This is a genomic window from Pseudarthrobacter sp. As-47 (assembly GCF_058215595.1).
Map to the genome: position 1 here is coordinate 1,507,752 of NZ_CM177088.1, position 23,187 is coordinate 1,530,938.

The 23,187-nt window shown below is 66.6% G+C and carries 22 protein-coding genes and 3 tRNA genes; 17 read left to right on the plus strand and 8 right to left on the minus strand.

All coding sequences use genetic code 11. From position 1 onward, the window contains the following. The first annotated feature begins 18 nt into the window (after positions 1-18). A complete protein-coding gene (locus tag AC4BCK_RS06895; protein ID WP_490566776.1) occupies positions 19-1,503 on the plus strand; it encodes a CoA-acylating methylmalonate-semialdehyde dehydrogenase in 1,485 nt (494 codons plus the stop codon). 39 nt (positions 1,504-1,542) lie between these two features. Here AC4BCK_RS06895 and AC4BCK_RS06900 read toward each other — a convergent pair whose 3' ends face one another. Further along, positions 1,543-2,076 (minus strand): SHOCT domain-containing protein, encoded by a 534-nt coding sequence (locus AC4BCK_RS06900; protein ID WP_188809304.1) that lies wholly within the window; start codon positions 2,074-2,076, stop codon positions 1,543-1,545. A gap of 58 nt (positions 2,077-2,134) precedes the next feature. After that, positions 2,135-3,004: an SGNH/GDSL hydrolase family protein gene (locus AC4BCK_RS06905; RefSeq protein WP_397426133.1), complete on the minus strand. Its 870-nt coding sequence runs from the start codon at positions 3,002-3,004 to the stop codon at positions 2,135-2,137. Between the two features lie 78 nt (positions 3,005-3,082). Between AC4BCK_RS06905 and AC4BCK_RS06910 the strand changes: the two genes are divergently transcribed. Continuing rightward, positions 3,083-3,733 (plus strand): alpha/beta hydrolase, encoded by a 651-nt coding sequence (locus tag AC4BCK_RS06910; RefSeq protein WP_363939442.1) that lies wholly within the window; start codon positions 3,083-3,085, stop codon positions 3,731-3,733. A gap of 70 nt (positions 3,734-3,803) precedes the next feature. On the opposite strand, the gene AC4BCK_RS06915 is transcribed toward AC4BCK_RS06910, so the two are convergent. Further along, positions 3,804-4,031, minus strand: a complete 228-nt coding sequence (locus AC4BCK_RS06915; protein WP_174178903.1) for an RNA-binding S4 domain-containing protein — start codon at positions 4,029-4,031, stop codon at positions 3,804-3,806. 33 nt (positions 4,032-4,064) lie between these two features. Between AC4BCK_RS06915 and AC4BCK_RS06920 the strand changes: the two genes are divergently transcribed. The 3 genes from AC4BCK_RS06920 to AC4BCK_RS06930 all read left to right on the plus strand — a co-directional run bounded on the left by AC4BCK_RS06920 (position 4,065) and on the right by AC4BCK_RS06930 (position 7,683). Further along, on the plus strand, positions 4,065-5,072 hold the full coding sequence (locus AC4BCK_RS06920) for a DMT family transporter (protein WP_490566777.1): 1,008 nt from the start codon (positions 4,065-4,067) through the stop codon (positions 5,070-5,072). Between the two features lie 189 nt (positions 5,073-5,261). Beyond that, entirely contained in the window at positions 5,262-6,647 is a 1,386-nt protein-coding gene (locus tag AC4BCK_RS06925; RefSeq protein ID WP_104185255.1) for a glycine--tRNA ligase, read from the plus strand. Between the two features lies 1 nt (position 6,648). Next, positions 6,649-7,683, plus strand: a complete 1,035-nt coding sequence (locus tag AC4BCK_RS06930) for a GNAT family N-acetyltransferase (RefSeq protein WP_310109643.1) — start codon at positions 6,649-6,651, stop codon at positions 7,681-7,683. A gap of 62 nt (positions 7,684-7,745) precedes the next feature. Here AC4BCK_RS06930 and AC4BCK_RS06935 read toward each other — a convergent pair whose 3' ends face one another. Further along, on the minus strand, positions 7,746-8,570 hold the full coding sequence (locus AC4BCK_RS06935) for a lysophospholipid acyltransferase family protein (protein WP_310109641.1): 825 nt from the start codon (positions 8,568-8,570) through the stop codon (positions 7,746-7,748). Positions 8,571-8,578: 8 nt separating this feature from the next. Then, positions 8,579-9,334, minus strand: a complete 756-nt coding sequence (locus AC4BCK_RS06940) for an alpha/beta hydrolase (protein ID WP_310109639.1) — start codon at positions 9,332-9,334, stop codon at positions 8,579-8,581. A gap of 142 nt (positions 9,335-9,476) precedes the next feature. Here AC4BCK_RS06940 and AC4BCK_RS06945 point away from each other — a divergent pair, with 142 nt between their 5' ends. From AC4BCK_RS06945 to AC4BCK_RS06970, 6 genes are all read left to right on the plus strand, one after another. Beyond that, a complete protein-coding gene (locus AC4BCK_RS06945; protein WP_251425145.1) occupies positions 9,477-10,868 on the plus strand; it encodes a YibE/F family protein in 1,392 nt (463 codons plus the stop codon). A 61-nt stretch (positions 10,869-10,929) separates the two neighbouring features. Beyond that, positions 10,930-12,108 carry a tRNA dihydrouridine synthase DusB gene (dusB, locus tag AC4BCK_RS06950; protein WP_251425090.1) on the plus strand — a complete coding sequence of 393 codons (1,179 nt, stop codon included), beginning with the start codon at positions 10,930-10,932 and terminating at the stop codon, positions 12,106-12,108. Then, complete coding sequence (locus AC4BCK_RS06955) at positions 12,101-13,390, plus strand: deoxyguanosinetriphosphate triphosphohydrolase (RefSeq protein ID WP_104185250.1); 1,290 nt, start codon at positions 12,101-12,103, stop codon at positions 13,388-13,390. Before dusB ends, AC4BCK_RS06955 begins: the two co-directional genes overlap by 8 nt. A gap of 52 nt (positions 13,391-13,442) precedes the next feature. Beyond that, entirely contained in the window at positions 13,443-15,371 is a 1,929-nt protein-coding gene (gene dnaG, locus AC4BCK_RS06960; RefSeq protein WP_174178889.1) for a DNA primase, read from the plus strand. An 88-nt stretch (positions 15,372-15,459) separates the two neighbouring features. Continuing rightward, positions 15,460-15,532 (plus strand) — tRNA-Asn (locus tag AC4BCK_RS06965). 124 nt (positions 15,533-15,656) lie between these two features. Then, positions 15,657-15,729, plus strand: a tRNA-Asn gene (locus AC4BCK_RS06970). 52 nt (positions 15,730-15,781) lie between these two features. On the opposite strand, the gene AC4BCK_RS06975 is transcribed toward AC4BCK_RS06970, so the two are convergent. The 3 genes from AC4BCK_RS06975 to AC4BCK_RS06985 form a co-directional block, all read right to left on the minus strand. Then, positions 15,782-16,189 (minus strand): hypothetical protein, encoded by a 408-nt coding sequence (locus AC4BCK_RS06975; protein ID WP_174178886.1) that lies wholly within the window; start codon positions 16,187-16,189, stop codon positions 15,782-15,784. An 88-nt stretch (positions 16,190-16,277) separates the two neighbouring features. Beyond that, positions 16,278-16,469, minus strand: coding sequence for a hypothetical protein (locus AC4BCK_RS06980; RefSeq protein WP_174178884.1), 192 nt, complete (start codon positions 16,467-16,469; stop codon positions 16,278-16,280). Between the two features lie 4 nt (positions 16,470-16,473). After that, positions 16,474-17,697 (minus strand): multidrug effflux MFS transporter, encoded by a 1,224-nt coding sequence (locus AC4BCK_RS06985; protein WP_174178882.1) that lies wholly within the window; start codon positions 17,695-17,697, stop codon positions 16,474-16,476. A 177-nt stretch (positions 17,698-17,874) separates the two neighbouring features. Between AC4BCK_RS06985 and AC4BCK_RS06990 the strand changes: the two genes are divergently transcribed. The 6 genes from AC4BCK_RS06990 (at position 17,875) to AC4BCK_RS07015 (ending at position 23,161) form a co-directional block, all read left to right on the plus strand. Beyond that, complete coding sequence (locus tag AC4BCK_RS06990) at positions 17,875-18,726, plus strand: phage holin family protein (protein WP_364321000.1); 852 nt, start codon at positions 17,875-17,877, stop codon at positions 18,724-18,726. A gap of 91 nt (positions 18,727-18,817) precedes the next feature. After that, the gene (locus tag AC4BCK_RS06995; protein WP_251425093.1) at positions 18,818-19,441 is read left to right on the plus strand and encodes a CDP-alcohol phosphatidyltransferase family protein; all 624 of its coding nucleotides are present in this window, start codon (positions 18,818-18,820) and stop codon (positions 19,439-19,441) included. Next, positions 19,441-20,349: a DMT family transporter gene (locus tag AC4BCK_RS07000; protein ID WP_174178876.1), complete on the plus strand. Its 909-nt coding sequence runs from the start codon at positions 19,441-19,443 to the stop codon at positions 20,347-20,349. Before AC4BCK_RS06995 ends, AC4BCK_RS07000 begins: the two co-directional genes overlap by 1 nt. Positions 20,350-20,480: 131 nt before the next feature. Continuing rightward, positions 20,481-21,677: a glycosyltransferase gene (locus AC4BCK_RS07005; protein WP_174178874.1), complete on the plus strand. Its 1,197-nt coding sequence runs from the start codon at positions 20,481-20,483 to the stop codon at positions 21,675-21,677. A gap of 72 nt (positions 21,678-21,749) precedes the next feature. Beyond that, positions 21,750-21,823: transfer RNA gene (locus tag AC4BCK_RS07010), tRNA-Ile, on the plus strand. A gap of 147 nt (positions 21,824-21,970) precedes the next feature. Next, positions 21,971-23,161: an acyl-CoA dehydrogenase family protein gene (locus AC4BCK_RS07015; protein ID WP_174178872.1), complete on the plus strand. Its 1,191-nt coding sequence runs from the start codon at positions 21,971-21,973 to the stop codon at positions 23,159-23,161. Positions 23,162-23,187: the final 26 nt, after the last annotated feature.

Below are 23,187 nucleotides of genomic sequence, written 5' to 3' on the forward strand. Positions count from 1 at the left end.
CCTTAGAAAGAGACCTCCGTGCACACCATTCCGCATTACATCAACGGCAGCCGCGTCACCGATGCCGAGCGCTTCGGCCCCGTCTTCAACCCCGCCACCGGAGAGCAGGACAAGCAGGTGGCCCTGGCCTCCGCGGCCCGGGTCGAGGAAGCCATTGCCGCCGCCAAAGCCGCGCTGCCCGCATGGAGGGCAACGAGCCTCGCCAAGCGGACCAACATCTTCTTCCGCGTCCGCGAAATCCTGACCCAGCGGAAGCCTGAGCTGGCTGCCATCCTGACCAGCGAGCACGGCAAGGTACTCTCCGACGCCGAAGGGGAGATCTCCCGCGGCCTCGAGAACATCGAGTTCGCCACCGGGCTGTCCCACATGCTCAAGGGCGAACGCTCAGAGCAGGTGTCCAGCGGCGTGGACGTCCACTCGGTCCGGCAGCCCGTGGGCGTCGTGGCCTGCATCACCCCGTTCAATTTTCCGGCCATGGTCCCGCTCTGGATGATCGGCAGCGCCTTGGCCTGCGGCAACACAGTGCTCCTGAAGCCCAGCGAAAAGGATCCGTCGTCAGCCGTGTTCATCGCGGAGGCCTTCGCGGAGGCGGGCCTGCCTGCCGGCGTGCTGAACGTGGTCCAGGGCGACAAGGAGGCGGTGGACGTCCTGCTCGAGCACCCGGACGTCAAAGCCGTCAGCTTCGTGGGCTCAACGCCCATCGCGCAGTCGATCTACAAGCGCGCAGCGGACCATGGCAAGCGGGTCCAGGCCCTGGGCGGCGCCAAGAACCACATGGTGGTCCTGCCTGACGCTGACCTGGACATGGCGGCGGACGCGGCCATTTCGGCTGCCTACGGCTCCGCGGGTGAGCGCTGCATGGCGGTCAGCGTGCTCGTCGCCGTCGGCAATATCGCCGACGACCTCGTCGGGGCCATCAAAACCCGGATGGCCACCCTGAAGATCGGTCCGGGCACCGATCCTGCTTCGCAGATGGGCCCGCTGATCACTGCAGAACACCGCGACAAAGTGGCGTCCTATGTGGCGGGCGCGGAAAACGAGGGCGCCACGGTGGTTGTTGACGGGCGCTCGCAGCAGTTCGATTCAAACGGGTTCTTCATCGGCGTCAGCCTGGTGGACCACGTGAAGCCGGGAATGAAGGTGTACGACGACGAAATCTTCGGCCCCGTCCTGTCCGTGGTCCGCGTGGACACGTACAGTGACGCAGTCCGCCTGGTCAACGACAACGAGTTCGGCAACGGGGTTGCCATCTTCACCCGCGACGGCGGCGCCGCGCGGCAATTCGAGTTCGACGTCGAGGCGGGCATGGTGGGCGTCAACGTGCCCATCCCGGTGCCGGTGGGCACTTTTTCCTTCGGCGGCTGGAAGAACTCGCTGTTCGGGGACACGCACATGTACGGGCCGGAGAGCATCCGGTTCTACACGCGCGGCAAGGTAGTGACCACCCGGTGGCCGGACCCGGCGACCTCAGTCATCGACCTGGGCTTCCCCCAGGTGGACTAAGCCAGCAGGTCGACTGAAGAGACGGACGCCCGCTGTGCCCTAGCCGTCCATGATCTCGCTGCGGCGGGCCATGTACTCCTCAACGGACAGTTCACCGTTGCTGTACTGCTGGTCCAGTTCCGCGAGCTTGCGCGCCCGGAACCCCTGCGGGGCCGACGGCGGCGGGGGAGTGGCGGGGGCAGCGGGCTGCTGCGGGGCTTCTTCGCGCTGGTTCTGCCCGTATGGCTGCTGTCCGTAAGGCTGCTGCCCGTACGGCGGAAACTGCTGGTCCGCGGGCGGGACCGGCGGGATGGGCTGGATCGGGGGCAAAGGCTGGCTGGGCGGGAGCGGCGCCGGCTGCCCGATCTGGCGGAAGCCTCCCGCGAGGTAGTCCTGCTGGGTAAAGCCGTCACGGGGCTGCTTGCTCTGCGGGCCGCTGGAACCGGGGAACTGCCCGGAACCCGGGAACTGGTCCGGGTACCGTCCCGAGAAGGTTTGCTGCTGGTCCCGGCGGGCTACAGACTTCCGGTACATCCGCATGGCCATCGGAATCACGAATGACAGGATGATGATCCAGAAAAACAGGTTGCTCACGGTGCTAAGCCTCTCGTGTGTGTCCCTCCAGCTTAACCCCGGGGCGTTAACACCGGGCTCAGTTCCGGCTGCCGGCTGCCGACCCCAGCGGACCCTCGCCGGATCCCAGCGGAACGCCCGGACCAAAGACGGGACCCGGCGTCGGCCGTTTTGCCGTAATGCCGTCCCCGGACGACTGGTTGCGCAGCCGGCGCAGCACCCACGGCACAAAGTACTGGCGGGCCCACACCAGGTCGCCCGAGCGGGCCTCCCGCCAGCTCCGGGGCGGGAACGGCTTGGGCTGGAGGGGCTGCAGGGTGTGCTCCACGTTCAGCGAATCCAGCACCATGGCGGCAATGGTGTGGTGGCCCAGGGGCGAGAAGTGAAGCCGGTCCTCGTCCCACATCCGGGGATCGCTGAGCTGGCGGAGGGACCACATGTCCGCAATGACGGCGTCGTGCCGGGCGGCGACAGTCCGCAGGTTCTCGTTGTAGATGGCAACCTTGCTGCGGATCCTGCCGAGCACGGACGTGCCGGTGTCCGGGCCGTTGAACAGCACCACTGTGGCGCCGCCCATCGTCAGGATCTGGACCACCGAATCGAGCTTCGCGGCGAGGACATCGGGATCCCCGCCCCTCCGCAGCAGGTCGTTTCCGCCCGCGGACAGGGTGACCAGGTCAGGCTTCAGCGCAAGGCACGGGGCGAGCTGCTGGTCCACGATCTGCTGCAGCAGCCGGCCGCGGACGGCGAGGTTGGCATAGGCGAAATCCGGCTGGGTCCGGCCCAGTTCCTCGGCAACGCGGTCAGCCCAGCCGCGGAACCCGCCCGGGCTTGAGGGCTCGGGGTCCCCGATGCCTTCGGTAAAGGAGTCACCCATGGCCACATAACGGCTCCAAGGGTGGGAGCCGGCGGTCATGGACGGGGTCTCGATGGCGCTTGTGTCACTCACGGTCCTATCCTGCCTTTCGCTTCCCTGGCTACGCCAACGTAGGTAGTTACCTGTGGGTAACTGGTATGAATGGAAACCATGACTGACGCCGAAGTATTTCCTGCCCCTGTTGTCCTGTGGTCCCATCCGGAGGACCAGCGTGATGGCAAACCCCTGCTGGTGCTCCTGCACGGCTACGGCGCGAACGAACAGGACCTGCTGAGCCTGGCCGACATGTTGCCCGGCGACTTTGCCGTCGCGTCCGTCCGCGCCCCCATCGCCATGGGCCCGGGCTTCACCTGGTTTCCGCTCACCGCGTCCATCGACTACTCCCTGGACCGCGTCAAGGAAGCATCGGCCTACGTGCTCGAGTGGATCGACGCCATCCGGGTGGGGCACCCGTCGGTAACCCTGCTTGGTTTCTCGATGGGCATGGCCATGGCCACCACGCTCCTGCGGCAGCGGCCCACCGACTTCGCCGCCGTCGTCGGACTCTCAGGCTTCGTGGTGGACGCCGGCGACGATCCCAGCTTCCGGGACAGCGAACTAAACGGCACCGTGCCCATGTTCTGGGGCCGGGACCAGCAGGACCCCGTGATCACCCCGGACAAGATCGACTTCACCATGGCCTGGGTCCGCAAGCACGTCAAGCTCACCAAGGTCCTCTACACAGGCATGTGGCACGGGATCAACCAGCAGGAGATCGGGCATGTGGGCGAGTTCCTCACGCATGAGGTCCTGAAGAAATAGCAAGGTACGACGGCGGGCGGCCGCTCTGGCCGACCCCGCCGCCGGCGGCCAGCCTGCCCCGGGGCGGCGGTCAGGCCTCCGGCGCGACGACCTTAACGGTCTGGCCGTTCACCGTCACGGTGTCGCCATTGTGCAGCTGCCGGCCGCGGCGGTCATCGATCTCCCCGTTGACTTTGACGAGCCCGTTCTTGATGAGCTCCGCCGCCTCAACACCGTCCTCCACCAGGTTGGCGAGCTTCAGCAGCTGGCCAAGGCGGATCATGCTGTCGCGGATGGTGATCTCTTCAACATTGCTCATACAGGCAATGATGCCTGACGTAGGGTTGATTCAATGACTTCCAGCCCCCGCCTGCCGCTGCTCGCAGGCCTTCCACTCGCGGTGGGCGCGGGCCTCGCCATTCCCGTCCAGGGCCGGATTAACGGCGCCCTCGGCACCCGCCTCAATGACGGCATCGCCGCCGCGGTGGTCAGCTTCAGCACTGGGCTGGTGGTGATGATCCTGATCTCGCTGCTCCTGCCGCGCGGCCGGGCCGGCCTTGCAAAGATCCTGCCCGCGGTCCGCAGCCGGGCCTTTCCGCGCATCTATGTGCTGGCCGGCGGCATCGGTGCCCTGTTCGTCTTCGCGCAGTCCTTCACGGTGGGCATCCTTGGGGTCGCCCTCTTCACAGTGGCAACAGTCACCGGCCAGACCGTCAGCGGCCTGCTGGTGGACAAGCTCGGAATTGGACCGGCCGGCCGGAAGCCGGTGACTGCCATCCGGGTCATCGGATGCCTCCTGACCATCGCCGCCGTCGCCTGGGCTGTGTCACCCCGGTTCGCGGCAGCAGGCGGCACGCCGGGAATGTCGGCCGGGGGCGGCGCAGGGCCGGACGGCCCCGCGGCGCTCCTGGTTCCACTCCTCCTGCCGGTGGCGGCGGGGTTCCTGATGAGCTTCCAACAGGCCATGAACGGGACGGCCACTGTCTACTACGGCACGCCCATCGCGGCCACCCTGGTGAATTTCGTTGCCGGCTCCGTTGTGCTGTGGACGGCCTACGCGGTCAAAGTCTCCGTGGCCGGACCGGGGAACCCGCTGCCCGCCGAATGGTGGTACTACCTTGGCGGCCCCATGGGATGCGTGTTCATCGGCCTCGGCGCGCTGCTGGTCCGGAGCCTGGGCGTGCTGGTCACCGGGCTGGGCATGATCGCCGGACAGCTGCTGGGCTCGCTCGCCCTCGACGTGGTCCTGCCGGCTCCGGGAACAATCGTGGCTCCGGCCACGGTCCTCGGCACAATCCTTACCCTCGCCGCCATCATCCTGGCCACCCTGCCCTGGCCCCGGGGCGCGCTCCGCAGATAACACCTGCGCAGATAACGCCTGCGCAGGTAACATCCGGGCAGGTAGCGGCCGGTAGGCTGGTACACGCAGCTTTTCGCATTACCCTTCATCCGCCCCGCCGTGCAGCCAGAGGTATCCCGCCGCTGGCTTCGCCGGAGCCAGAAACCGCGGACCGCACCCAGCGGCCCTGTAGAAATTGGAGTTACCCCCATGGCAGCAAAATCCGTACTCGACCAGGTCATCTCCCTCTCCAAGCGCAGGGGATTCGTGTTCCAGGCCGGTGAGATTTACGGAGGTTCGCGCTCTGCCTGGGACTACGGGCCCCTCGGCGCCGAACTGAAGGAAAACATCAAGCGCCAGTGGTGGCAGTCCATGGTCCGCGGCCGCGAGGACGTGGTGGGCCTGGATTCGTCCGTCATCCTGCCCCGCCAGGTCTGGGAAGCTTCCGGCCACGTGGAGGTCTTTTCCGATCCACTGGTGGAGTGCCTCTCCTGCCACAAGCGCTACCGCGCGGACCACCTCGAGGAAGAGTACGAGGAAAAGAAGGGCCGCCCCGCCGAGAACGGCCTCAAGGACATCGCCTGCGCCAACTGCGGCACCCGGGGCGAATGGACCGAGCCGCAGGAATTCTCCGGCCTGCTCAAAACCTACCTGGGTCCCGTTGCCAGCGAAGAGGGCCTGCACTACCTGCGCCCCGAAACAGCACAGGGCATCTTCGTGAACTTCAACAACGTGCTCACCACCTCCCGGAAGAAGCCGCCGTTCGGCATCGGCCAGATCGGCAAGTCCTTCCGCAACGAAATCACCCCGGGCAACTTCATCTTCCGTACCCGCGAGTTCGAGCAGATGGAAATGGAGTTCTTCGTCGAGCCCGGCACGGATGAGGAATGGCACCAGTACTGGATGAAGGAGCGCATGGCCTGGTACACCGGCCTGGGCATCCGCGAGGAAAACCTGCGCTTCTTCGAGCACCCGCAGGAAAAGCTGAGCCACTACTCCAAGGGCACTACGGACATTGAGTACCGCTTCGGTTTCCAGGGCTCCGAGTGGGGCGAGCTGGAGGGAATCGCCAACCGTACCGACTTTGACCTCTCCACCCACGCCAAGGCCTCCGGCACGGACCTGAGCTACTTCAACCAGGCCACCAACGAGCGCTACACCCCGTACGTGATCGAACCCGCCGCAGGCCTGACCCGCTCCTTCATGGCGTTCCTGGTGGACGCCTACACCGAGGACGAGGCCCCCAACGCCAAGGGCGGCGTGGACGTCCGCACCGTCCTGAAGCTGGATCCGCGCCTGGCGCCGGTCAAGGCCGCCGTCCTGCCGCTGAGCCGCAACGAGGACCTGTCCCCGAAAGCCAAGGACCTCGGCGCCCAGCTGCGCAAGAACTGGAACATCGACTTCGACGACGCCGGCGCCATCGGCCGCCGCTACCGCCGCCAGGACGAAATCGGCACCCCGTTCTGCATCACCGTGGACTTCGACACCCTCGAGGACCAGGCCGTGACCATCCGCGAGCGGGACACCATGAGCCAGGAGCGCGTCTCCCTGGACAAGGTGGAGGGCTACCTGGCCGCACGCCTGATCGGCGCCTAGCATGGCCATCGAATACCGCGAATGGCGGGAAGGTGACGATCTTGCCCTGCTGGAAATCTGGGGCGACCCGGAAACCCACCAGGCCCGCCAGTTCCGTGGCGCGCTGGCGCTTTCTTCCGCCGGGACCAACGGCACGCCGTGGCGGCGCTGCATCGTGGCCGAGGACGTGATCGACGGCGTCGGGATTCCGGTTGGCGCCGGCGTCGTCTACGAAGCTTCCCTGCATCCCGAACGGCTCTGGGCCTACATCGAGGTGGCACGGGACCACCGGCGCGCCGGGATTGGTGCCACGCTCCTGGCGATGCTGCGCCGCGAAGCTGAACACTCGCCGTCGGGCGTTACCAGGCTCCGCGCCAAGGTGGAGCCGGGCACCCCGGGTGCCGCCTTCGCGGAGGCCTTCGAGCTGGAACCCATCCAGCGTTCCCGGCTGGTGGTCATCGAACCAGGAGCCCTGCGGCTGCCGGTCTTCCCGGCCAAGGACGACGGCGGCAGCCCGGCCAACGACGAGAACGCGGGCTCCGACGTGGTGATGGACCTGGCCACGGGCTCCGTGGAACTGACCGACGTGGTGGGCAGGTATTACACCTCCATCCACGGCTGGGACTCGCCGGGCGTCCTGTCCATGGGCCAGGTGCAGAAGCTCTTCCTGGACGACCTCACCGGCGCGCACGGGGCAATCGTGCTGCGGGCCCAGCCTGAGTCGGCTTTCGGGGCAGGCGTTGCACCCAGCAGAAAGGGCCGGATCCGGGCCTTCGCCGTGAGCTACGCGGCGCCGGCCAATCCGGACGCGGCACCTGGCCAGGAGGATGCCGGGGCGGAAACGCCCACGGACGTCTTCGTCGGCCACGAGCCCGCCCTCGCCGCGGACGACGCCGCGGAAGCCGTGCGCGACATGCTCTCGCTGATCGCGTACCAGCACCCTGTCATGCTGGAACTGGACGATTCCATGACTGCCCTCCGTGCCGCCGTCGAACCCCTGCTCGAAAACGGCAAGGCGCGGCTGGCGGGCGCGGAAACCCTGGTGGTTTCGGACTAGGCGCCGCTGCGCAACCGCGTCGCAGCAGATGTCGTGATGGAGCTCCATGACGACATCTGCTGCTACCTGGCTGGGCGGGGACGACGGCGGCCCTTCGCGGCGTCCTGCGCATCGAGCAGCTGCCGTTCGGGTTCAGTCGGGGCGCTGCCGCCCAGGTGCGCGGGCATCCACCAGGCTCCGGGCTCCGGGAGCAGCGGAAAATCGGCGATGCACGTCCCGATCCCGTCCTGGAGCCGGGCGCGGAGTTCCGCTGTGCGGGCGCCGGCATCGTCCCCCGGTGCGAATACCAGCGGCTCACCCACATGGATCCGCACGGGTGCGCGCCATGTCCTTCCGGCCGAGAAGCCGCGGCCGCGGGTGAGGATCCGGTGGGCGCCCCACACCGCCACGGGGATGACGGGGACGCCGGCTTCGGCCGCCATCCGGACTGCTCCGGTCCTGCACTCGCGCACGGTGAAGCTGCGGCTCACGCCCGCCTCGGGGAACACGCCAAGGTATTCGCCGGCACGCAGCTTGGCCACCGCCGCCTCATAGGCGTCTGCACGGCCGGTGTACCCAACCACCACGTGGCCGGCGGCGCTGATGGCGGGCCCGGCAAGCCAGTGATCGGCAGCGCCCTGGTGGACCAGGAACCGCAGCTTTCCGCGGGAGTGTTTCCACAGCAGCAGTTCGGCGGCGGCAAAATCGACGTAGCCAAAGTGCGTCACGGCGAAAACGGCGCCGCTGCCCGGTACTACGGTCCTGGACTTTTCCGTCCGTGGTCCCGCAGGCGGCAGGTGTTCCGTTCCGCTGCTGATGATCCGGATCCGGAAGGCCCACCGGAGCAGGAGCCCGCTGCGGACGATGACGCGGTAGAAGAGGTCATTGGGTGCGGGGCGCCAGGCCATGGAACCTCCTACAGGGTCACCTGGACCGCTGACTCCGGCAGCAGCCTGGTGTACTCCGCCGGCAGGGGAAGCTCGGCCCCGATGCGTTCGGAGAAAGCCTTCATCACAAAGCCGGTGGTCAGTGTCTGCCACACCCCGATCTTGCGGAGCATGAAGTGGCCGGCGCCCTTGAGGGCAACGTACTGCATGCTGGCGGCCTCGGCAGAGGCACGCCGGGCGAACAGCAGGGACGCCGAGGCGCTGGTCCACCTGTCCGTGGTTCCGTGCACAATGAGCACCTTGCGGTTGGCCACGCCGGATGTGGGTGTTGCGGGGTTGAGCCAGGGGGCAAGGGCGACGACGGCCTCCACACCCGGATGGTCCGCGGCGATCACGGCCGTGAGCCCGCCCATGGAATGGCCTACCAGGAACACGGGCACATCCGGGTGCTGTTCCCGGATCCGGGCGAGTGCCCAGCGGGCGTCCTGCAGCGGAGACATGTCCTGGCCATTCCAGCCGCGAACGCTGTTGCGGAGCGACCACACAGCCAGCCCGTGCGTCCGCCCGGCGCGGTGAAGATGCCAGGCGAAAGGCACCATCCGTGCCGGACTCAAGTGCCTGGCCTCCACCGGCTCACGGCTTTGGGATTTGCCCCCGTGCAGGACCAGGGCCACTCCCCGGGTGGGACCTGAGGATTTCCGGACGCTGAGGACTGCCTGCCGCGCAGCGCCGGGCGCTTCGGAAGGGCGCGAGCCGCCGTTTTTCTCCGTATTGCTGTTGGCCATACCTGGTACCTCCGAGTCCCCGATGATCCATTTATCAACCCTACGGTGCCGGACGTAGAGTTCAATGTATGAGGTTCTACAGCTGATGGGGTCCGGTCACTCCCACGCTTCCACATGTCATTCGGAGCCAACGCCGCAGGCGATGGCCGCCAGGCGGAAGGCAAACCGCATCCTCGCGGCAGTACTCATTCCGCTGACGCTGCTCACCCTCGCAGGGATGGCGATGCTCTGGCCCTCGGGCAGCAAGGAGGGCATCTCCCTGGCCAACCCCTACTCCGCCGCGCCCGGTGTCACCTTCGACACCGGCACCATCCAAAGCGTGGTGTCCGAAAACTGCATGCAGGGTATTGCCCAGCAGGGCCAGGGAGGCCAGGCGCAGACCCAGCAGGGCCAGCAGAGCCAACAGGGATCCGACTGCACCTTTGCCTTCACGGAACCGGACAAGGGAGGAAGCCCGGTCAAGGTGGTGATCAACCCGGACGTCGCGAAGTCCCATGGGGTTAAGCCCGGTGACCAGATCCGGTACCTGAACCTGTCCAACGCCCAGGGCGCGTCCGCCTCCCAGGGTTCGCCCGCCTTCATCTTCGTGGACTTCGTCCGGACCCTGCCGATCGTCCTGCTGGCGCTGCTGTATGCGGCGGTGGTGATCGCTGTGGCCCGCTGGCGGGGCCTCCGCGCCCTGATCGGGCTTGTCGGCGCGTACTTCGTGCTGGCCAGCTTCATGCTTCCCGGGCTGGTGGAAGGGAAACCGCCGCTCCTGCTTGCCCTGGTGGGATCCACGGTGATCATGATCGGGGTGCTGTATTTCGCCCACGGCTTCTCGGCACGGACCTCCACCGCACTGCTGGGCACCATGTTCGGGCTGGGGATCACGGCGCTCCTGGCGGCGTGGGCAACCGGCGCGGCGAACCTCGCCGGGGTGGGGAACCACGAGGCAACCACCCTGGTGAACACCTCCGCCAACATCTCCATTTCCGGCGTCATCCTGTGCGGGCTCATCATCTCCGGCCTGGGTGTCCTCAACGACGTGACCATCACCCAGTCCTCCGCGGTGTGGGAGCTGTACGAACTGGCGCCGGGCAGCAGCGCCCGGAAACTCTTCACCTCGGCCATGCGGATCGGCCGGGACCACATTGCGTCCACCGTGTACACCATCGCGTTCGCCTACGCCGGCGCGGCCCTTCCCATCCTCATCATCGTGATGCTTTACGACCGGCCGCTCGCTGACACGCTCACCAGCGCGGAGCTGTCCGAGGAAGTCATCCGGACCCTCGTGGGTTCCATCGGGCTGGTCCTGGCCATTCCGGTCACCACGCTGATCGCCGTGCTGGTGGTCAAGGCCACCGGCGTCCGGGCAGGACTCCCGGAGGCGCAGGTGCCCCAGGCAACGGAACCAGGCAGCCAGGCGGAGCCGGGCGTGGATGACACGGGGTCGCTGGCCGCAGCAGCCCTTGCCCGCAGGTCGCGCCTGTCCGCCGCTGAACCGGAGGACACACCGCCCACCAGGCGCGGACGCCGGGCAGACCGCGGCTGACCACATTGGTTGGCCAGCACGTCCGGCAGCCCGATTTGCCCGGCTTTGCAACAATGGACAGGTGACTGTTGCAGCAACCCCTCCCGCCCCCAAGCTGGAACTCCCGCCCCTGAAGCTGGGTCCCATCACCGTGGACACGCCGGTGATCCTGGCGCCCATGGCCGGCATCACCAACTCCGCCTTCCGCCGTCTGTGCCGTGAATACGGCGGCGGCATGTACGTGGCGGAGATGGTCACCTCCCGTGCCCTGGTGGAGCGCACCCCGGAGTCCCTGCGGATCATTTCCCACGACGACGACGAAAAAGTGCGGTCCGTCCAGCTGTACGGCGTGGACCCGGTCACCGTGGGCAGCGCCGTGCGGATGCTCGTCGAAGAGGACCGCGCGGACCACATCGACCTGAACTTCGGCTGCCCGGTGCCCAAAGTCACCCGCCGGGGCGGCGGCTCGGCCCTGCCCTGGAAGATCGACCTTTTCACGTCGATCGTGCAGACTGCCGTCAGGGAAGCGTCGAAGGGCAACGTCCCGCTGACCATCAAGATGCGCAAAGGCATCGACGACGACCACCTCACGTACCTCGACGCCGGCCGCATCGCCCGCGACTCCGGAGTGGCCGCCGTCGCCCTGCACGGCCGGACGGCCGCCCAGTTCTACTCCGGACAGGCAGACTGGTCCGCCATCGCGCGCCTGCGCGAGGCCCTGCCGGACATCCCGGTGCTGGGCAACGGTGACATCTGGTCCGCGGAAGACGCGGTCCGGATGGTCCGCGAAACAGGAGTCGACGGAGTTGTGGTGGGACGCGGCTGCCAGGGCCGGCCCTGGCTGTTCGGTGACCTCCAGGCCGCCTTCGAAGGCAGCGATACCCGGCACAAGCCGAATCTGGGCCAGGTGGCCCAAGGCGTGTACCGGCACGCCGAACTGATGGTGGAGACTTTTGGTGACGAGAACAAGGCGCTGCGGGAGATCCGCAAGCACATCGCCTGGTACTTCAAGGGCTACGTGGTGGGAGGCGAACTCCGCACGCGGATGGCCCTGGTGAGCAGCCTGGAGGAGCTGCGCGCCGCCCTGGACGAGCTGGACGCCGGTTCGCCCTACCCGGGCGGCGACGCCGAAGGCCCCCGGGGCCGCGCCGGCTCACCCAAGAGGCCGGCGCTCCCGAAGGACTGGCTGGAGTCCCGGGCCCTCAATGCCGACCAGTCGCGGGACATCTCCGCGGCGGAACTGGACGTTTCCGGTGGCTGAAACGCGCACGGCTGCCCCTGTCCTGCCGGGCTATGACACCCACGACTCCGCGCGCTGGGTGGAGGAGCCGCCCAAGAACGTCTACCGCTCCGATTTCGAACGCGACCGTGCCCGAGTGCTTCATTCCTCGGCGCTCCGCCGGCTGGGTGCCAAAACCCAGGTGGTGGCACCTGACACGGATGATTTCGTCCGCACCCGCCTGACCCACAGCCTTGAGGTTGCCCAGGTGGGCCGCGAGCTGGGCCGTTCCCTCGGCTGCGATCCGGACGTTGTGGACACCGCCTGCCTCAGCCATGACCTTGGACACCCGCCGTTCGGCCACAACGGGGAATCGGCGCTCAACGAGGTGGCGCACGCCATCGGAGGCTTCGAGGGCAACGCCCAGACCCTGCGGCTCCTGACCCGGCTCGAGCCCAAGGTGCTGACGCCGGACGGCCAGCCCGCAGGGCTGAACCTCACCAGGGCCAGCCTGGATGCGGCAGCCAAATATCCGTGGTCCGCACTGGAAGCCCCGGTGATCCACGGCCAGCGGACCAGCAAGTTCGGCGCCTATGAGGACGACCTGCCGATCTTCAACTGGATCCGGGAGGGCGCTCCGGAGCGCCGCTCCTGCCTGGAAGCCCAGGTGATGGACCTCGCGGACGACATTTCGTATTCCGTGCACGACGTCGAGGACGCGATCGTGGCCGGGCACTTCCAGCTGCGCTGGATGGACAACCCGGACCACCGCGCCCGGGTGGTGGGGTACGCCAAGCAGTGGTACCTGCCGCACAACGATCCCGCCGCCATTGACGCCGCGCTGGCCCGGCTCGAAGCCACGGACGTGTGGGTGCGCGAGGCCGACGGCAGCCGCAAATCCATGGCGGCCCTGAAGAACATGACCAGCCAGCTGATCGGCAGGTTCTGCCAGAGCGCGCTGGAAACCACCCGCGCCGTGTACGGCCCGGAGAACCTGACGCGGTTCAACGCCGAGCTCATGGTTCCGGACGAGACCGTCATGGAGATCGCGGTGATGAAGGGCCTGGCCACCACGTTCGTGATGACCACCGAGCACCGCCAGCCCATTTACGAGCGCCAGCGGGAGGTGCTCCACGCCCTGGTCACCGCGCTGAGCGCCACCGGGGACCGCCACCTGGAACCGATGTTCGCGGCGGACTGGCGGGACGCGCCCGACGACGGTGCGCGCCTTCGCGTCGTGATCGACCAGGTGGCGTCGCTGACCGACGGCTCGGCGCTGGCCATGTACGAACGGCTGGTAGGGAGCCTGCCGTCCCTGTGGTGACCCTGGTTACGCCGGCGCGTCCGATGTCCGGCCCCGGCACTAGGATGGCTCTGTGCCAGGCCTGATCAAACGCGAAGACATAGACGAAGTACGCCAGCGCACGGACATCAAGGAAGTGGTTGACGGGTACGTCACGCTCAAGGGCGCCGGACTGGGGACTTTCAAAGGCCTGTGCCCCTTCCACGACGAACGTTCCCCCTCCTTCACCGTCCGGCCGCAGGTGGGCCGCTACCACTGCTTTGGCTGCGGCGAGGACGGGGACGTCATCGCCTTCGTGCAGAAACAGGACCACAGCTCCTTCCAGGAGGCCGTGGAGAAGCTGGCAGCCCGGATCGGCTACGAGCTGCGGTACGAGGACGGCGGAACCGGCCCCAACCGCGAGGAAGTGGGGCGCCGGCAGCGGCTGCTGGACGCCCACAAAATCGCCGACGAGTTTTTCCAGGCCCAGCTGCTGACCCCCGGCGCCGCGGAGGCCCGCACCTTCCTGCATGGCCGCGGGTTCGACCGGGCGGCCGCGGAGCAGTTCGGCGTTGGCTACGCCCCGCAGGGCTGGGACGCGCTGCTGAAGCACCTCCGAGGGCGCGGATTTACGGACGCCGAGCTCAAACTCACGGGGATGTTCTCCGAAGGCAACCGGGGGATCTACGACCGTTTCCGCGGGCGCCTTATCTGGCCCATCCGGGACATCGCCGGGGACACCATCGGCTTCGGTGCCCGAAAGCTCTATGAGGACGACCAGGGCCCCAAGTACCTCAACACCCCCGAGACCGCGCTCTACAAGAAGTCCCAGGTGCTGTACGGCATCGACCTCGCCAAGCGCAGCATCGCCAAGGACCGGCAGCTTGTGGTGGTGGAGGGCTATACGGACGTGATGGCCTGCCACCTTGCAGGAATCACGACGGCGGTAGCCACCTGCGGGACCGCGTTCGGCACCGACCACATCAAGATTGCCCGCCGCCTGCTGTCCGACGACGGCACCGGGGGAGAGGTCATCTTCACCTTCGACGGCGACGCCGCCGGGCAGAAGGCGGCGCTGCGCGCCTTCGAGGAGGACCAGCGCTTCACTGCCCAGACCTACGTGGCGGTGGAGCCCACCGGCGCAGATCCCTGCGACCTGCGGCAAAGCAGGGGAGACGAAGCCGTGCACGCGCTGGTGCAGTCCCGCCGGCCCCTGTTTGAGTTCGCCATCCGGACCACCCTGAAGCAGTTCAACCTGGACACCGTGGAGGGGCGCGTCCAGGGCCTGAAAGCCTCGGTGCCCGTGGTTGCCGCCATCCGCGACGCCTCCACCCGGACCGGCTACTGCCAGGCCCTCACGGGCTGGCTGGGCATGCCGGACCCGAATGAGGTTCTGCGGCTGGTCACCACGGAAGTCAAAAATGCCGGCAAGCGCGGCGACCAGGGTGGGGCTCCCGCCGCCGCTCCGCGGACCTCCGCCCCCGCAGCCCCACCCGGCGGTCCCGGCGTAGCTGCAGGGCCGCCGTCGGGAGCGGTTCCCTCCTACCACCGGCCCGACCCCCGGGACCCCGTGGCCTCCATGGAGCGGCAGGCGCTCGAGGTTGCCCTGCAAGAGCCGTCGCTCCTGGTGGGCGGGGTCTGGGAGCGTTTTTCCGCCGCCCGTTTCGCCACCCCCGCCTTCCAGGCCGTCCACGACGCCATGCGCGCCACGGATCCCGCCCTCACCGCCGACCCCGTCCGGTGGGTTGAGCATGTGATGCACGAGGTTCCGGAACCACTGCGGCCCCTGGTATCCGAGCTTGCTGTTGTTCCGCTGCCCGCCAGCACCGAGGAAGCGGTGCAGAAGTATTGCCGGGACATCCTCTCCCGGCTGTTCGAGCTCCAAATTACCCGGGTCAAGGCGGACAAGATGGGCCAGCTCCAGCGGCTGGACCCTGCGGCCGATCCGGAAACGTACCAGCGGCTCAACCGTGAACTGATGATGCTGGAAATGGAACGCCGGGCACTCAGGTCTGACGCCTGAGCCGTCCCGGCGGCGGAGCAGGGCCCTTTGGCGCCGTGCCCGATTTCGCTTCCAGCCGGGGTCTTTGCTAGGCTAAAACCCGCTTCATTCCTCCTTAGCTCAATTGGCAGAGCATTCGACTGTTAATCGAAGGGTTGCTGGTTCAAGTCCAGCAGGAGGAGCGCACGATCCCCGTTCCGGCCTCCGGAACGGGGATTTTTTGTGCCTGCAACTCCCCGTTCCGGCCCGGGTTGACGCCGATTTCACTTTGGTCGGAAACCTTTGCTAATGTCATACCTGCTTCATTCCTCCTTAGCTCAATTGGCAGAGCATTCGACTGTTAATCGAAGGGTTGCTGGTTCAAGTCCAGCAGGAGGAGCAACAGAGAAAATCCCCGTCCCTCCTTTGTGGGGCACGGGGATTTTTGTTCCTCAGACGAAGTCCATCTCCACCTGCAGGAATCGCTCCGCCTCCGCGATGGCGGCCAGGAACGCCTCCTTTTCCGTGGGTGACGTCCGGGGCTGGCGGGGATTCCATTCGTGGGGAGCCGAGTGTATGCGCACCACTCCGGTGTCCGGCGGCGCGTAGAAGATGCCGAAGCGCTGTACCGGCCATTCGGGGGAGGCCTCGGGGGCTACCAGCAGCGCGGCGTTGAAGGCGGGGTTGAACCACTGGGCGATGGGCCGCCGCCGGTCCTCCGTAAACAGTCCCGCGGCATAGAGTGCTGCCGATTGTTCGCCCGCCTGGGCACACAGCCGTTCCCACCACAGTGGCAGTATCCGGTGGTCGCACCGTTGCCATGTGGCCGGAAGCGGCGGTTGTTCCTGCCAGGAGGGCACAAACCCTATTTTATCGCGGGCGCCGTGCGGGTGGCAGGTACCCCGAGCCCGCCACGCGCTTTGCGTCCGCCCCCGGGGTGCGGCGGCGTCAGGGTCGGTTCCACGGCCCCGGGTTGACCCGGTACAACAGCGCCGACCCTGCAACCATGCCCAGGACAATGCCCATGGCAGGGTTGCCCAGGGCCCGGCCGGCGAAGTAGCCCACGACGGCGCCAATCACCGCTCCGAGGAAAAGTCCCCGGCGGTTCCGGTGCGGCCTGCGCTTTGGCGTGTTCTTCACGGCGTCAGTGGATCGACGGAACGGTACGCGGCCGGACCACCAGCCACAGGGCTGCAATGGCCAGCAGGATGCATGCTCCCTGCACCGCGCCCATGGGGGCGGCGCTGGTGATGCCCAGCCAGCCCACCACCGGGGAGATGAGCCCCGCCATCATGAACGTCGAGAATCCGAGCAGGGAGGCTGCGGTGCCGGCCTGGCCCGCATGGCCGGCCAGGGCGAGTACCTGAACGCAGGGGAACATGAAGCCCGTTCCCAGGATGTAGAACCACAGGGGAACCAGCACACCCCACAAGCCGAACCCGAGCTGGTCGAACACCACGATCAGCGTGGCCATCAGGAACATCCACGCGGTGGCCGCAGCGATGATCCACTGCGGCGGCACCCTGCGGATGAGGCGGGAGCTGGTTTGGATGCCGGCAACAATGCCCAGCGAGTTGATGCCGAACAGCAGGCCGTACTCCTGCGGGGTGAAGCCGAAAACGTCCTGGAACAGGAAAGGGGAGGCCGACAGGTAGGTGAACAGGCCGCCAAAGTTCAGCCCGGCCACCAGCAGCAGCCCAACAAACACCCTGTCGCTGAAGAGGATCCGGTAGCGCTGGCGGGCGGTCATGCCGCTCTGCCGGCGTTTTTCCGGCGGCAGGGTCTCGCGGACCAGGAACAGGGCGGATGTGATCACCACGGTTCCGTAGGCGGCAAGGAACACGAAGATTCCAGGCCATTCCATCACCAGGAGCAGCTGCGAACCGATCACGGGCGCCAGGATGGGTGCCAGGCCATTCACCAGGGCCATGCGGGAAAACATCTTCACCATGGCGTACCCGGAAAACAGGTCCCGGACCATCGCCATGGCCACAACGCCGCCGCCGGCAGCGCCCACGCCCATCAGCACGCGGAAGATGCCCAGGGTGGTGATGTCGGTGGACAGGGCGGCGCCCACGGAGGCTGCAATGTGGACCGCCGTCGCCAGGATAAGCGGGGTGCGGCGGCCGAACCTGTCGCTGAAGGGGCCAACCACCAGCTGGCCGATGGCGAATCCCACGGTGGTGCCTGCCAGGGTCAGCTGGACCTGGGCCTCGGTCACGCCGAGGCTCGCCTCCAGGGCCGGGAACGCGGGAAGGTAAAGGTCGATCGTGAACGGACCCAGCGCCGTCAGGGCGCCGAGCAGCAGGATGTACAGGAGTTTCCGGCGGCGGCTCAGGAGATCGCCCGGATTGCTGGGAATGGTCACGGAGATCAATCCTAGGCCCGGCGCTGCCTAATTTTGCAGCGTTGTAGGCCACGCCGCCCGGCAAGCCCCGAAGTTCGCCCTGAACCTGAATGATAGTTTTGGTGCGGGGACTGTGCAGCTGCACTTTCCTGCAGCACACGGAAGCCGATTCGACCCATAACCAGTAAGGCGGAACCGATGAGCGGACGTCACAGCGGGCGTACCAGCCAGGGATTGCGCATCACTGCGCTGCCCAGGACGCTTAAACTCCTTTTCCGGTTGGCGCCGCGCCAGCTCAATGACGAAATCGCCTTCGCGAAGATCGAGCTTAAGCGCAAGGGAATCCAGGTCGGAGTCGCCGCTGCCTTTTTCGCCGTCGCCCTTGTTTTCCTCCTTTTCCTGGTGGTGGGCCTCATCGTGGCAGCCATCATGGGACTGGCCACCATCATGCCGGCCTGGCTGGCCGCACTCCTGGTGTCCGCGGCGTTCCTGCTGATAGCCCTGATCGGCGGCCTGATTGGCGTCCGGAAGTTCAAGAAGGCCATGCCGCTCGTGCCGGAAGAGACCATCCGCGGCATCAAGCACGATATCGGCGTGGTCAAAGAAGGCTCCGCGTTCAACCCGGCTGTCCTTGACCCGCAGAGCCCCGAAGCCAAGGCGGCGAAGGCGGCAAAGGATGAAGCGGCTGCAAAGGCCAAGGCGGAGAAGGCAGCCAAGGCCGCCGAACACGAGAAGGAATTCCCGCACGCCTCCGAACCGGAGCTGGTGCGCCGGCTCAGCCAGCGCCGCCACCACCTCACCGAAGTGCGCGACGAACTCGGCACCGAGCTGGACGTCAAGCCCCAGGGCAGGTACCTGCTGGCAACAGCCCAGGACAAACTGCGCGAAGGCCAGGCCCTGGCCGGCCACGGCAGGGACATTGCCGGACGGAAATTCGCGGCGTTGTCCGGATCCGCGGACCTGGAACAGCGCTGGAAGCCGCTGGCCGCCTTCATCGCCGCTGGAACCGTCTTCCTGGTCCTGGTGCGCAAACTCCTCCGGACGTACTAGCACCCGGATCGGGCAGGCTCTTCGGCAGCCCGCAGAAGTTCAGGGAACGGCAATAACGCTCGCAGGGGCAGCAGAAAGGAAGGGGGACGGGGTGAAGTTCATTGGTGCCGGCTCCCGTCCCGGACGCCCCCAGGTGGACCACGACCTCGTGTTCACCATCCCCAACCTGCTGACCGTGGTGCGCTTCATGGGGGTGCCGCTCTTCATCTGGCTTGTCCTGGCCCAGAAGGAGTACGGTGCCGCCGTTGTGGTCCTCGCCGTCATGGCCAGCACCGACTGGGTTGACGGCTACATTGCCCGCCGCTTCGACCAGGCCTCGAAGCTTGGCAGGGTCCTGGACCCGATCGCCGACCGGCTGGCGCTGATAGCGGTCGCTGTCACGCTGGTAATTGCCGGCGTCGTCCATTGGCTCTACCTGGCTGCCCTGGTGGTTCCGGACGCCGTCCTGCTGACCATGACGCTCTTTTTCTTCCGTGGCCACCCCGACCTTCCCGTGAGCGTGATTGGCAAGGTGCGCACCGGCCTGCTGCTGCTGGGGACCCCCATGCTGGTCCTCTCACGGCTGGATACAGGATTCTCCACTGAGTTGTTCGTCGCCGCGTGGATAGTCCTGGGCCTCGGGTTGGTCGGCCACTGGATCGCGGCCTACCACTACTTCTGGGCCATCCTGCGAAAGGGCAGAATGCAGGCGCACCACGACGACGGGACCGCCTGATGGTATGGCTGGCAGTTGGGCTTGCGCTGCTTGGTGCGTTTTGCCTGGCCCTTGGTGCGCAGCGCCAGGGGAGCGCCGTCAAGGCCGACACGGGCGGCCTGGCCCTGAGCTCCAACGGCTTCCTGCGCCTGCTTCGAAACCCCCGCTGGGTGTTCGGCCTCCTGCTCCTGTGTGCCGGCATGGCCATGAACGCCGTGGCGCTCGTGTCCGCACCGCTCACTGTTGTCCAGCCCATTGGCGCGATCGCCCTGGTGATCACCACCATCATCAATGCCAAGGACCAGGACCTCACCATCAACCGGGCAACCGTGGTGGCCATCGCGGCCTGCGTGACGGGCTCTGCGCTCTTCGTCCTCCTGGCGGTCAACGTCACGCAGGAAAACCACGACGTAACCCTCGCCGACGAGGTCACCATCGTGCTGCTGCTGGCCCTCGCCGTCGGACTCTTCGGCACCCTGGCCGTGATGTTCAGGCACAGGATCAACGCCTTCGTCTATATCCTCGGCGCCGGGGTCCTCTTCGGGTTCGTGGCCGTCCTGACCCGGATCATCGGCAAGCACCTGCTCGATCCGAACGGGCTGTTCCTGCTGAACGTGCAGTGGTATTCGGTGGTGGCCCTTGTCGCCGCGGGCGGGCTGGGGTCGTGGTTTGTCCAGAGCGCCTACTCGTCGGGTCCGCCGGACCTGGTGATCGCGGGACTGACCGTCATTGATCCCCTGGTGGGAATAGCCATCGGCATTGTGATCCTCGGCGAACTGCGGCCGGATGTCCACGCCGTGATGGCCATTGCCATGGGAACGGCTGCCTCCCTTGCTATCGTTGGGGTGATCGCCCTTTCCAGGCACCATCCCGAGGTCACGAAGCGCAAGAAGGACGCGCGGAAGGCCGTGGGACGGGCGAGCCGCTAGCCACTGACCACCAGATCCCGCCCGTTATTTACGCAAGCAAGATTCACCACGAGGCCAGGCGCCATCGCGCCAACGGCCAACTGTGCTGCCAGTCCATGCTGTGCGCACCGTGACCATCAGGAGCTCTCCACGTGACCACGCCCGCAGACCAGCGTCCCCTGACCATCCTGATCGCTGCAGACACCTACCCGCCCCACATCAACGGAGCAGCACAGTTCGGCTACCGCCTGGCCAAGGGAATGACCGGCCGCGGGCACAACGTCCATGTGCTGGCCTGCCGGGCGGACAACGGAAAGAGCTTCACGGAGTTTCGGCCCGAGGGGACTGTCCACCGGCTGCGTTCCCACGGCGTCCCCACGCACGAGTACTTCCGGATCTGCCTTCCCTGGGAGATCAAGAAGGAGATCAGCCTCCTCTTCGACCGGGTGAAACCCGATGTGGTCCACATCCAGAGCCACTACATGATCGGCGAACATGTCCTGTACGAGGCCGTGAAACGCGGCGTCCGGATTGTGGCCACCAACCACTTCATGCCGGAGAACCTCAACCCGTTCCTGCCGTTTCCGCAGTGGTTCAAGGACATTATCGGCCGGATCTCGTGGAAGGACATGGGCAAGGTCATGGGCAAGGCGGACGTGGTCACCACGCCCACCCCGCTCGCGGCCAAGGCCATGCACCAGCACGCCTTCCTGCGCAAGGTGCTGCCGCTGTCCAACGGTATTGACTCCGCCGCCTACGAACTCCAGCCAGGCGAGCAGATCGAACCCCACCCGTACCCCACCGTGATGTTTGCCGGGCGGCTGGCCGAGGAGAAGCACGTGGATGTGCTCATCGAAGCCGTCAGCAAGACTCCGCCGGAACTCAACGTCCACCTGGAAATCGTCGGCGGCGGCGAGGTGCGCTCCTCCCTGGAGGAGCTGGTCCGCCGGCTGCACATGACGGACCGGGTAAAGTTCCTGGGCCTCGCGAGTGACGAGGAACTGCGCCGGGCCTACATCCAGGCCGACCTGTTCTGCATGCCCGGAACAGCGGAGCTGCAGTCGCTGGTCACGCTCGAGGCGATGTCTGCCTCCACTCCCGTGGTGCTGGCGGACGCCATGGCCCTGCCGCATCTGGTGCGCGACGGCGAAAACGGCTACCTGTTCACGCCGAACGACAGCGACGACCTCGCCAAGAAGATCACCATGGTCCTGGAACTGCCTGCCGACCAGCGTGAAGCCATGGGCCAGGCCAGCCGGCAGATGGTGGAACCCCACAGCATCGAGGGCACGCTGCAGACCTTCGAGGACCTTTACCGTGGAGCCCGCTTCGAGGACAAGGTGGTCTGAACGCTTTCCCGGGTTTGCTAGAGTAATTTTGCCCTGCCACCGCGTACCAATCGCCGGAGGTTCCGGGCATAAGGGGCTATAGCTCAGCTGGTTAGAGCGCGGGACTCATAATCCTAAGGTCCTCGGTTCAAGTCCGAGTAGCCCTACCCCCCCAACGCGGAAACCGCGGCCGTCATACATGCCGGCCGCGGTTTCCTTTCTTAAGCCTTCGATCTGCGGTATGTTACTGAGCAGTAACTTACGGCGCTCCTTCCTGGCGAGCCCCGGTCACCGCTGATCATTGTGAGGTAATCATGTCCACTACCGCTGCCGACCTCAACGACCTTCCCTACGCCGACGGCGACTTCTACGCCTTCGAACAGCTGCTGAGCGACAAGGAGCGGGACCGGCTGGCCGAGGTCAGGGAATTCCTGGCCCGTGAAGTGCGGCCCATCGCCGTGGACTTCTGGAACCGGGGGGAGTTCCCCATGGACCTCATCCCGAAGCTCGCCGGCATCGACCTTGTAAGCCCAGTGCGCCGGCAGGGCCACTCGAACCTGTTTGCCGGCCTTGTCCACGCTGAGTTGACCCGTGCGGATGCTTCCATCGCCACCTTCATGGGGGTCCATGACGGGCTGTTCACCGGGTCCATCGAAGCGCTGGCTTCGCAGGAGCAGAAGGATGCCTGGCTTCCGGACATCTACAGCATGAAGAAGATCGGGGCTTTTGGGCTGACTGAGCCGCTTGGCGGATCGGACGTGGCGGGCGGAACCCGCACCACGGCGCGCAGGGAAGGGGACTCCTGGATCCTCAATGGCGAAAAGCGCTGGATCGGAAATGCAACCTTCTCCGACTGGGTGGTGGTCTACGCCCGCGACCTCGCCGATGACAAGGTCAAGGGCTTCCTGGTGGACACCTCACTCGACGGCTTCAGCGCCAGTAAAATCGAGAACAAAATTGCGCTCCGCACCGTCCAGAACGCCGACATCAGCCTGGACAACGTGGTGGTGCCGGACTTCAACAAGCTTGCCAACGCCAACAGCTTCCGCGACGTCAACAAGGTCCTGAAGGTCACCCGGCTCGGTGTCGCCTGGCAAGCCGTCGGGCAGCAGCTGGCTGCGTTCGACGTGGCCCGGCGCTATGCCGTGGAGCGCCACCAGTTCGGCCGGCCACTGGCATCCTTCCAGCTGGTACAAAGCCAGCTGGTCCAGATCCTGGGCAACGCGGTCAGCTCCATGGGCATGATGGTCCGGCTCTCCCAGCTGGAGGACGCCGGCGAGGCCAAGGATGAGCAGTCCGCCCTGGCCAAGGCGTTCACCACCGCGCGGATGCGTGAGAGCGTGGCGATCGGCAGGAGCCTGCTCGGCGGCAACGGCATTGTGACGGACTTTGAGATGGCCAAGATCTTTGCCGATGCAGAAGCCATCTACTCCTACGAGGGAACGCATGAGATCAACACGCTGGTGACCGGCAGGGCCATCACCGGGATCTCTGCCATCGTCTAGCGTCCATGGCAGGGGCCGTCCGGCCT